General features: G+C 41.8%; 10 protein-coding genes. 5 read left to right on the forward strand and 5 right to left on the reverse strand.

The features are described from left to right. Nucleotides 1-187 precede the first annotated feature (187 nt). Together xth and WBA23_RS10885 are read right to left on the reverse strand one after the other, a co-directional pair. The gene (gene xth / locus WBA23_RS10880) at nt 188-952 is read right to left on the reverse strand and encodes an exodeoxyribonuclease III (RefSeq protein ID WP_424582305.1); all 765 of its coding nucleotides are present in this window, start codon (nt 950-952) and stop codon (nt 188-190) included. A 6-nt stretch (nt 953-958) separates the two neighbouring features. Continuing rightward, nucleotides 959-1,318 (reverse strand): hypothetical protein, encoded by a 360-nt coding sequence (locus WBA23_RS10885; protein WP_424582306.1) that lies wholly within the window; start codon nt 1,316-1,318, stop codon nt 959-961. A gap of 320 nt (nt 1,319-1,638) precedes the next feature. Here WBA23_RS10885 and WBA23_RS10890 point away from each other — a divergent pair, with 320 nt between their 5' ends. Continuing rightward, entirely contained in the window at nt 1,639-2,100 is a 462-nt protein-coding gene (locus tag WBA23_RS10890; protein ID WP_424582307.1) for a ComF family protein, read from the forward strand. Between the two features lie 130 nt (nt 2,101-2,230). On the opposite strand, the gene gldJ is transcribed toward WBA23_RS10890, so the two are convergent. Next, the gene (gldJ, locus tag WBA23_RS10895) at nt 2,231-3,445 is read right to left on the reverse strand and encodes a gliding motility lipoprotein GldJ (protein WP_424582308.1); all 1,215 of its coding nucleotides are present in this window, start codon (nt 3,443-3,445) and stop codon (nt 2,231-2,233) included. Between the two features lie 253 nt (nt 3,446-3,698). Next, nucleotides 3,699-7,049, reverse strand: coding sequence for a transcription-repair coupling factor (mfd, locus tag WBA23_RS10900; RefSeq protein WP_424582309.1), 3,351 nt, complete (start codon nt 7,047-7,049; stop codon nt 3,699-3,701). Nucleotides 7,050-7,174: 125 nt separating this feature from the next. On the opposite strand from mfd, the gene WBA23_RS10905 reads away from it, so the two are divergent. Beyond that, nucleotides 7,175-7,810, forward strand: coding sequence for a cytochrome c oxidase subunit 3 (locus WBA23_RS10905; RefSeq protein ID WP_424582310.1), 636 nt, complete (start codon nt 7,175-7,177; stop codon nt 7,808-7,810). Here the strand turns inward: WBA23_RS10905 and WBA23_RS10910 are convergent. After that, nucleotides 7,775-8,776, reverse strand: coding sequence for a RibD family protein (locus WBA23_RS10910; RefSeq protein WP_424582311.1), 1,002 nt, complete (start codon nt 8,774-8,776; stop codon nt 7,775-7,777). The genes WBA23_RS10905 and WBA23_RS10910 overlap by 36 nt on opposite strands. Before the next feature lie 36 nt (nt 8,777-8,812). Between WBA23_RS10910 and prmC the strand changes: the two genes are divergently transcribed. From prmC to cysD, 3 genes are read left to right on the forward strand one after another with little or no spacing between them, the layout of a single operon-like run. Further along, nucleotides 8,813-9,676, forward strand: coding sequence for a peptide chain release factor N(5)-glutamine methyltransferase (gene prmC, locus WBA23_RS10915; protein ID WP_424582312.1), 864 nt, complete (start codon nt 8,813-8,815; stop codon nt 9,674-9,676). 46 nt (nt 9,677-9,722) lie between these two features. Further along, on the forward strand, nt 9,723-10,313 hold the full coding sequence (gene cysC, locus WBA23_RS10920; protein ID WP_424582313.1) for an adenylyl-sulfate kinase: 591 nt from the start codon (nt 9,723-9,725) through the stop codon (nt 10,311-10,313). Nucleotides 10,314-10,332: 19 nt separating this feature from the next. Continuing rightward, the gene (cysD, locus tag WBA23_RS10925; RefSeq protein ID WP_424582314.1) at nt 10,333-11,235 is read left to right on the forward strand and encodes a sulfate adenylyltransferase subunit CysD; all 903 of its coding nucleotides are present in this window, start codon (nt 10,333-10,335) and stop codon (nt 11,233-11,235) included. The last annotated feature ends 2 nt before the right edge of the window (nt 11,236-11,237 follow it).

Consider the following 11,237-nt stretch of genomic DNA (forward strand, 5'->3'; position numbering starts at 1 on the left):
CAGCTCCGAAGAAAATACTTCCTCGGATTAGCTTATTTACGTAGTACTTTCGCTTGTATTCCTGAAGTTGTTCGGTAACGCTACTAAGGTGAGTGTCAGAGGACATGGGCATAAGCGTTTGTTCGTGGTTTTTAAACTAAGATGTCTTAAAAATTACGGAAATTCTATCAATAAAGTATATTTCCAGTCAGTCTATTTCTAAAACTATTGGACAATGATCAGAATGATGTGCTTGAGGTAAAATGGTAGCAATTCGTAGCCTACCTTCCAATGTTTTACTCACCATATGATAATCAATACGCCACCCTAAATTCTTTTGCCTGGCTCCCGCTCGGTAGCTCCACCAAGAGTAGTGGTGTGGCTCCTGATTGAAGAAGCGAAACGTATCGATAAATCCTGAGTCAATAAAGCCTGAAACCCACTCTCGCTCTTCGGGCAGAAAACCCGTAGAGTTTTTATTTCTTACCGGATCATGGATATCAATCGGACGATGACAAATATTATAATCCCCACTAATAATCAATTCTTTTTTATCCTGTTTAAGTTCGTTGATGTAAGATTGAAAGTCAGAAAGCCATTGCATTTTAAATGCTTGACGAATATCGCCCATCGTACCCGAAGGCATATATACGCTCATTACCGAGAAGTCTTTATAATCAGCTCGAATTACCCGACCTTCTTGATCGTACTTTTCTATACCAATTCCGTAATTAACGTGATTAGGGCTAAGCTTGGAGAAGATAGCAACTCCACTGTATCCTTTCTTAACAGTAGAAGTTTCCCAGAAAGTTTGGTAACCTAAAGACTCGATCTCAGAAATGGGTACCTGGTCAGGGGTAGCTTTGGTTTCTTGTAAACATACAATGTCGGGTTTTTCCTCACTCAGCCATTCTAAAAAGCCCTTTCGGATAGCCGCCCGAATCCCGTTCACATTGTATGAAATAATTTTCATAGAATACTAAATAGCAATTCCTAGCTCTTGTTCAAAGTACTCAATGACATGCATCTTCAGTAGTTTCTCTTGTTCTAACAAATCAAAGTGCGGTAATTTTTTTTGTAACTTCCAGTGGGGCCAGCCTTCCTGGTCTATTCCTTCCAACTCATAAAACCCCGATAAAGAAAGTACTTTACAAATAGCAATGTGCATTAGGTCCTGTTTTTCCTCTTTAGAGAAGTGCTGGGCTCCCCTACCCAACTCCTGTACTCCTACTAAAAAGAGAACGGAATTCAAGTCGGTGGGCCGTTTGCCTACCTGCTCCTCAATAGTAGTTAGTAGGATTTGCCATTTACGTTCCAGTACTAAATCTTTTTGATACATGCTTAGAAAAGAATCAAGAAAATTACGTTAGTAAGTTTACAATTTCTATTACGTAGAGTGTAAGTAACTGATACCGTATCTTGTGTGTTTCTATACGGACTAAAATGCTAAAGGATTTCTTATCACTCGTATTTCCCCGAACATGCGTAATATCGCAAGTTCCCCTAGCTAAAGGCGAGCAGTCAATCTCCATTCAGACTATTATCAGCCTGCCAAGATTTAATTTAAACGAAGAGAACACCAATTTGGTAAGAAGAGTATATAGCTTCGCTCCGGTAAATCATGCTTGGGCCTACTATAAATTTTCGAAACAAGGCAAGGTGCAAAAGTTACTGCACGCACTGAAATATCAGAATCACCCCGAAATAGGCGAGATAGTCGGAAAGTGGTTTGGCCACTCGTTAAAGGAAAACGCGCATATTACAGGGGTTGATCTTATTATCCCAATCCCTATGCACAAGAAAAAGCAAAAAAAGCGGGGCTATAATCAGTGTGATTACATCATGTGGGGGCTATCGGAGATATTATCTATTCCTTGGTCAACCCAAATATTGGTAAAAACTGAGAACACAGAATCGCAGACCCGCAAGAATCGGATGGAACGATACCGAAATAGCTACCGATCCTATGCCATTCGGAAAAATGCTGACATCCAAGGGAAACATATTTTACTGGTAGATGATGTGGTAACTACTGGGGCAACTCTAGGTGCTTGTGCAAATTTACTGTTAGCGGGTGGTTGCCGAGCAGTTAGTGTAGCGGCAATAGCTTCACCGGAATAGGAGAGAATAAGTATCGGTCAATAGAAACGTCAGCCTAACATGACTAATTAAAAAATAACCTTAATAACAAAAAGGGCTTCGTTGTTAAGACGAAGCCCTTTCAATTTATAGACTAACTATAATCTAATTTCTAATAGTTTGTTCCTGCCCGAATCATAGCACAACGGAAACCAATTGTTGCGGTAGCCGAATCCTGTTCTAAATAACGGCGAGTTCCGGGTGATAACCAGTAGGCTACATCAGCCCAAGACCCACCTTTATATACTCTCAGCTCATTAGTAACCAATGAGTTAAATTCACCTTGGAAGTTGGGAAACTCCTCGTTATCGTACTTTTCTTCTGGATCAATAGTTCCATCCCGACGAATAGGGTTTAGATCATCAAAATCTTGATAAGAAAGCGGCCGGTATACATCCAGTACCCACTCATTTACATTACCGGCCATATTATACAATCCGAAGTCGTTGGGTGGATATTCGTAAATGTAATCGGTAATCATAGCACCATCGTTTAGCTTACCTGCGATACCAGCATAATCACCTCGGCCTCGCTTGAAGTTTGCTAACATACTACCCATTTCCTTACCGTAAGGGTTTCGGGTGGCGTGACCATCCCAGGGATAAATACGAGAGTGCGTTTGATTTTCATCCAGATACTGCGTACCAATTAATGCCTTGGCCGCATATTCCCACTCAGCCTCCGTAGGCAACCGGAAGTCAGGTAGCACTACTCCACTTTCCAGAGGAATACGTCCGCCTTCAGGAACATCTACTTCGGCCCCTGATTCTTCAACCAGTTTTTCATTCACTACTGAAGTACGCCATGCACAGTAGTCATTAGCTTGTCGCCAAGACACTCCTACTACCGGAAAGAATCGGAACCCTGGGTACCGAAGATAGTGATCTTCGTAAGGATCATTAAAAGCCAGAGAACGTCGCCACACGGTAGTGTCGGGCAAGGCTGACTCATAAAATTCAGTGGTAGAATCCTGACGAATATCAAATAAATACTCTAGCCAGTTAATATTGGCAATCTCCGTTTTATCCATATAAAAAGAAGCTACCGTAACAGTACGCTCCAAATTATCGCGAGATCCCATAAGATCCTCTTCAAAACTACCCATTGTAAAACGTCCACCTTCAATGTAGACCATATTGGGAGCTTCGGGCTGACCTAGGTATTCGTCTAAAGTGAAATTTCCTTCCACATTGTACTCAATACCAGTGACATTACTAGATTCACCAGGATTCATACTGGTGGGCTGGCTTTTGCTGCAGGCAGCAAGCACGGCAGCACATAACATAAACTGCCAAGCTCGGGTGACTTGGTTGACCAATTGTTTCATAACCTGTTTTATTAACTCTTCGAAAGCTGTTTTAGACGAATAATACAAATAACACAAACTGTTTTATAAATGATGCTGCTAATTTGCACACATCCTCGTAATATTAATAGCGAATACTGGAAAAAATTATATGTATGTAAGTTACAGTATAAAATAAACGAGAAATACCAAAACTCAGTACGAATACTATGGTAGTAACGAACCGAGTAAATCTAAATTATCTTATGGCAGATAATTTTAACAAGGCTTGTTGCTACAACGAGTTAATCTCGTTTAATATACTAATAGCCTGAGCTGTATTTTCGGTTCCCTCTACGGACAAGATTGGTCGCTTTTTAGTTTCTTTAATACGACACCTTTTTGGATACTGCTGCACGTACTGAATGATTTTTCCGAAGGTTTCGGACTTGAAGTAGTCTTCGTTATCGAGTCCTACTATGTAGCATTTCATCAATCCATTCTTAAGAATAAGTTTTTCAAATCCTAGCTGTTCGGCTTTCCAACGCAAGCGAACCGTAGACATGAGCTCATGAACTGACTCCGGAATTTCACCAAACCGATCTTCCAGCATTATTTTAAATTCCTGAAGCTGCTCTTCATCCTTAATATTGTCTAGTCGGGAATACAGGCGCAATCGTTCGGTAGTATTCGTCACATAATCTTCGGGAATGAGGACCTCTAAGTCAGTCTCAATACTGCAGTCCTGAACAAGTGGTTTAATTGTTTCGGCTAAATCGCGAGTAAAGAGGTCTTTGAATTCAGTCTCTTTTAACTCTTGAACCGCTTCATCTAAAATTTTATGATACATATCGAATCCCAAATCAGTAATGAAACCCGTTTGCTCAGCTCCTAATAGGTTTCCAGCTCCTCGGATATCTAAGTCACGCATGGCTACCTTAAAACCATCACCGAGTTCAGAGAATTCTTCTAATGTTGAGAGCCGTTTGCGAGCGTCGGAAGTTAGCCCAGCGGATGGTGGAGAAAGTAGGTAACAGAAGGCTTTGCGATTAGAGCGACCTACCCTACCCCGCATTTGGTGCAGGTCCGATAGACCGAACATATGAGCGTTATTAATAAGAATGGTATTGGCATTAGGAATATCCAACCCCGATTCAATAATATTGGTAGAAACCAGTACATCATGTTCGCCTCCAATGAATCGGAGCATCGTTTTCTCTAGCTTAGATCCATCCATTTGTCCGTGGGCTACGGCAACCCGAGCATTAGGAACTAGTCGTAAAATAATATTGGCAACTTCTTCAATATTACCTACCCGGTTGTGAACAAAAAAGACTTGTCCGCCGCGTTTCAATTCAAAACTTACGGCATCACGAATAACGCTTTCGTTAAATGTGTGAATCTCAGTAGTAACCGGACGGCGGTTGGGAGGCGGAGTGGCGATGATGCTTAGATCACGAGCTCCCATCAGTGAGAATTGTAGCGTTCGGGGAATAGGAGTGGCGGTTAGCGTTAGTACATCAACATTTACCCGCATCTCCTTCAGTCGCTCCTTTACCTTCACTCCAAATTTTTGTTCTTCATCAATAACCAATAGGCCTAAATCTTTAAACTCAACATCTTTGTTCACAATACGATGGGTTCCGATCAAAATATTGACTTCTCCTGCTTTTACCCGCTTTAAAATCTCCTTAATATTCTTGGTTGACTTAAACCGATTAATGTAGTCGATACTTACTGGAAAATCAGCTAAGCGATTATTAAATGTATGGTAGTGCTGCATGGCCAAAATAGTGGTAGGCACCAGCACCGCTACTTGCTTACCTTCGGTTACCGCTTTAAATGCGGCACGAATAGCTATTTCGGTTTTTCCAAAGCCAACATCGCCACAAATGAGACGATCCATTGGGTGACTGAGTTGCATATCACGCTTTACATCTTCAGTAGCCGTAGCTTGATCGGGCGTATCCTCAAACACGAAAGATGATTCCAACTCAGCTTGCAGGAAACTATCGGGCTGATAAGTGAAGACGGGAGCCGATTTGCGTTTGGCATACAAGTCAATGAGGTCTTTGGCAATATCTTGTACTTTCTTTTTCGCTCGCTTCTTTTTGTTTTCCCATTCAGGTGAACCCAATTTACTGATTGCGGGTGGGCCTTCCTCTTTACCGCTGTACTTAGAAATTTTATGTAAGGAGTGGACACTAACGTACAGTAAATCATCATCGCGATATACCAACCGGATAGATTCCTGCTCCCGACCGCCCATTTCCATTTTCTCCATACCCGCAAAACGACCAATGCCGTGGTCAATATGTACCACATAGTCACCAACGTTGAGCGAACGGAGCTCCTTTAGCGTAATAGCCTTCGATTTAGCCCGAATGCCTTTGGTTTTGTACCGATGAAAGCGATCAAAAAGTTGGTGATCGGTGTAGCAAGCAGTATTCAGCGTTTCATCGATGAAGCCCTCTCGAAGCGAAGTATACAGAGAATTAAAGGCTATTTCAGAATCGAGTTCATCGAAAATTTTGTGAAGTCGCTCAATCTGTTGTTCCGATTCGGAAACAATGAAATTAGTAATGTTACGATCTTTATTATCGTGCAAATTAGCTGCCAGCAAATCGAAGTTTTTATTGAACGAAGGCTGCGGTTGACTCTTAATAGTAAAGACATTCTCGGTAGTAAACGAAAAGCGGTTACCGAATTCTATCTGAGCAAAAGATTTGAGACTTTCTGAGAAACTGCTTTTAGTCTCAAACAGCATATCCGGACTAAAAACTACCTGCGATCCAGCCGATTCCTGCATTAATGAATCAAAATTCTCGCTGGCCTCTTCGTAATAGCGGTTCACTACATCTTCCGCCGCTTCTGCATCTTTCCACCAGATTTGCGTATTTTCTTCGGGCAAGAAACTGATGAACGATTGACGCTCTTCTTCCAGAAGTTTAGTCTGAACATTGGGAATGATACTGACTTGATTCACTTCTTCTTGTGAGAGTTGAGAAGTAATATCAAAGGTACGAATGCTTTCTATCTCATCGCCAAAAAGCTCAATTCGGTAAGGGAGCTCGTGGGCGTAGGAGTAAATATCGATAATACCCCCCCGCACTGCAAACTGTCCTGGTTCGTACACGAAATCACTTTTTTCAAAGTCGTAGGTAGTAAGTAGCTCGGCAATAAACTGGGTATCTAACCGCTCACCCGCTTTAATAAAGAAAGTGTTTTCTTGAAGCGATCGTTTATTTATTACTTTTTCCGCTAACGCATCAGGGTACGTAACGATTAAATGTCCGTGCGTAGGGGTGTTACTGATAATGTTCAGAATCTCAGCTCGCATCAATACATTAGCGTTCTCAGTTTCGTCAAGCTGATAGGGTTTTTTGTAAGAAGCCGGAAATAGATGAATTTCTCGCGAAGGACTTAAGTTCTGAAGGTCGTTCTGAAAGTAAGCCGCCGCCTCTTGATCAGGAAGTACGAATAGCATCAGTTTCGGCTTGATGCGGTACAAAGCACTTGCCAGCACCGCATCTAAGCTGCCAATAACTCCTTTTAGTTGAGCCTTCCTCGATGCACCAATTTGTGCCGCTAGCGTCTGTATAAAACTATCGTCTGAATAATGCTTTATGAATTGATTGGGTTGCACAGAGGGCCTAAAGTTATGGAACAATAAAAGATAACAAGTCTGGAAAATAATCGTTTTGAAAGATAGCTAGAACTAGAAGCTTTCAAATATGTTTCTTAAATTAAGTACTAGAATAGATTTGGTGAATGATGCAAAACTACCACAAAAATACGGAGAAAGCTGAGCGTGATAACGCGATTACACGTCTAGAAAAGCTACATCCCCATAAAACACTTCTATACCTAGCTATTTTTGGCAGTAGTCTGGTCTGTTTGTTTATGGTGGTATCGTATACCATGAGCCAGCGCAATGCCGATGTCTTTATTAACTTTGAGTTTCCTAAAACATTTGTGGTGAGCTTAGTGCTACTAATGTTTTCTAGCTACACCATGACTCGGGTAGTACCCGCCTTTTTAAAGGATGACTTAAAATCAGTTAAAAGCTTATTGGGAATTACTTTAATACTAGGAGTTGCGTTCACGATCTCTCAGTACGTAGGGTGGTCAGAATTATATCACTCCGGTATTTATCTTTCGGGCGAAGCATCGGGAGCGTATCTATACGTTATTTCGGGGCTACACGTTCTTCACCTGGCAGCAGGGCTGGTAGTGCTTACGGTTATGTACACCCAAATAAGTAACGTTTCGCGCGATCCGGTAAAAATGCTGATTACGGTAACCAATCCTTACCAAAGAATTAAGCTAGAAATGTTGGCTACCTACTGGCACTTCGTAGACGCGCTTTGGTTAATTCTCTTTTTCTACTTTTTGTTCAGCTTCTAGAGAAAAGCGATAGTACGTTGATAGCTGGTCCTCACTGACTAATTCTCTATCTACTAAGTGTTTCTCATCAATAATTGGCGCAGCAATTCCCTCGCTAAATGCGGTTTTGCTACTAAACACTCGAGCTTCGTCCCACCAACCCTGCTGTATTAAGAACGACAAAAACTTTGCTCCGCCTTCTATGAAAACGGAAACAACGTTCCGCTCAAACAAATCAGCCATCACGTAAGCAATGCGCTGATGCCAAATTTCGCTGGTAGGTAGTAGCGCAAATTCCAAATTAGGTTGGCCATTAGCGGGCTGGTTGGTGTAGCAAAGGGTAGGCTGACTTCGGTCAAATACGTTTAGCTGCTTACTTAATGTTTGTTCGGGATCAACCACAATGCGAAGCGGATCTTGACCCGACCAATCCCGCACATTTAATTGGGGGTTATCGTAGCGATAGGTGTTCTTCCCTACCCAAATAGCCGCTTCCTGCGATCGCCACCGATGAACCAGCTTTCGGGCATGGGCACCACTAATCCACTTAGAATCGTAATTAGAACGAGCCACGAAACCATCAGTAGTTTGCGCCCACTTCAAAACAATATAAGGCCGCTTCTTTTGCCAAAAAGTATAAAGTCTTCGATTAACAAACCACTCAGCCCTCCAAAAATTGGTGCTTGACTCCCTCGCTATCTGCACATCTTTAATTGAATGGTGAGCAGCAAACTGCTGAAGCTCCTCTAAGCTTTCAAACGGATTAGTACTCAGAGTTAGAGTAGAATTCTGTGGGCACTTAATTTTCAGCAGAATATTGGTAAGTTGATCTCGGTACGGGGTATTAGGGTATAACCAACCTTCGGTTAACAAATGCTGCTTGTGACCTACTAACCATCCCACCTGAGGGCGAAGCGATACTTTCTGAAAACCATCCTGGGCTAAGTCAATACTTCTTTGGCAGAAAAGCCGGTGATTTTCATTCATCTTGCGTAGCTTTATGCTAAAATTACAAAGTTTACGGTGGTAATTGGCGTACAAAAGTTACATAATAATCTAAAAAGTGAACTGACGGACACTATAAAGCAGAACTATTCCGTTCAGGAAATTAACACTACACTACAGTGGCTATTAGAGTATACCTTAGGAATTACTCGAACTGACATATTGATAGATAAAGAAGTAGCACTGTCTGCAATTCAGCAAGAACAATTGAACCGTTCTATTGAGCGATTAAATCGAGAAGAGCCAATTCAGTACATTTTGAAGGAATGTGAGTTTTACGGCAGAAAATTTGTGGTAACTCCAAACGTACTTATTCCCCGACCAGAAACTGAGGAGTTAGTGCACCTCATCGTCCAACAACATACAAAGAACAAAAGCTTAAAAGTATTAGATATTGGCACGGGTAGTGGCTGCATTGCCATTACTCTAAATAAGGAATTATCACAATCTAAGGTTTGGGCTTTAGACAATAGCCCTAATGCTCTAACCATAGCCCGACAGAACGCACTGAACTTACAGTCGTCAATAGAATTGGTAGAAATAAATATTCTAGTAGATCTTCCTAAAATAAAGCAACTAGATATTATAGTGAGTAATCCGCCCTACGTACTCAATTCAGAGAAGGCAAACATGCGGCAGAATGTATTGAACTACGAACCCCCAACGGCATTGTTTGTGGAAGATGCTGATCCGCTTCTATTTTACCGACGAATTTCGGAGATTTGTACTCACCAATTAGCCAGCGTAAAGTGGGTGTATTTGGAAGTACACGAAAAATTTGCCAAAGAAATTAAGGAGTTACTGATCAAAGGCAGATTCTTAGAAACACATATTGTGCAAGATGCGCAGCATAAAGATCGATTTATTGTAGCTTATCGTTAAAAGTCCGATGGGTTAGCTTTATAGTTACTAAAAAATCTATATTCTATTGAGTAATATACATCCTATCTTTGATACCATTCTAAACCAAACCGATAAAGAGGTTTTGCTGAAGCAAAAAGGGAAGGTTATCTGGATGGTCGGTTTATCGGGCTCGGGCAAAAGTACATTGGCCCGAGCGGTTGAAAACACGCTGCATCAACAGGGGAAAGTGACCATGTTGTTAGATGGCGATAACTTACGGACCGGAGTAAACAATAACTTAGAATTTAGTCAGGAAGATCGGCAAGAAAATATTCGCCGAGCCGCCGAGGTAGCTAAGCTCTTTTCGCAGTGCGGCATTATCACTATTTGTTCGCTCATTAGCCCAACAGCAAGTATTCGTCAGATGGCTAAAAAAATTATTGGCAGTGACTACTTTGAGGTGTTCATTCACTGTCCGTTAGAAGTGTGTGAGGAACGCGACGTAAAAGGGCTATATGCCAAAGCCCGTCGCGGAGAAATTAAAGATTTCACTGGAATATCTTCTCCTTTTGAAGAGCCTCAACAACCCGATTTAAAAGTCAGTACGCACCAACAATCTATTGAAAAAAGCCATCAATTGTTAGTCAGTAATATTTTAGAAATCACATCTCATTAATATAGAAATACAGCTAATTATGAAATATAGCTTAACGCACTTACGACAGTTAGAATCGGAAGCCATCTTTATTATGCGAGAGGTGGCATCGCAATTTGAAAAACCGGTGCTACTTTTTTCTGGCGGCAAAGACTCTATCGTTATGGTTCGGCTAGCCCAGAAGGCCTTTTGGCCCGCTAGAATTCCGTTTCCACTAATGCATATTGATACCGGTCATAATTTTTCGGAAACTATTGAATTTCGGGATCGGCTGGTAGGCGAATTAGGGGCAAAGCTAATTGTCCGCTACGTACAAGATTCTATTGACCAAGGAAAAGCCGTAGAAGAAAAAGGTCCCAATCCTAGCCGCAATGGGCTTCAAACAATTACTTTATTAGATGCTATTGAAGAACTAAAGTTTGATGCTGCTTTTGGTGGTGCTCGTCGCGACGAAGAAAAAGCTCGCGCCAAAGAACGCTTCTTCTCCCACCGCGATGAATTCGGCCAGTGGGACCCTCGCAATCAGCGTCCTGAACTTTGGAATTTATTCAATGGAAAGAAGTTATTAGGCGAGCACTTCCGAGTATTTCCACTTAGCAACTGGACTGAGATGGACGTGTGGCAGTATATTGCAGCTGAGGAGTTGGATATTCCTAAAATTTATTTCTCACATCAACGAGAAGTAGTAAAGCGTGACGGAGTTCTACTAGCTAAATCCGAATTTATTACGCTAATGGAAGGAGAAACTTACGAGGAGCGTCAAATTCGCTTCCGAACTGTAGGTGACATGACTTGTACCGGATCGGTAGAATCACCAGCAAGTACACTAGATGCCATTATTCAGGAGGTAGCCGCGGCCAAAGTTACCGAGCGCGGCGGACGTGCTGACGACAAACGCTCCGAAGCTGCTATGGAAGATCGCAAAAAGCAAGGATACTTTTAAGA

The sequence above is a fragment of the Tunicatimonas sp. genome (assembly GCF_049647865.1).
Lineage (GTDB): Bacteria > Bacteroidota > Bacteroidia > Cytophagales > Cyclobacteriaceae > Tunicatimonas.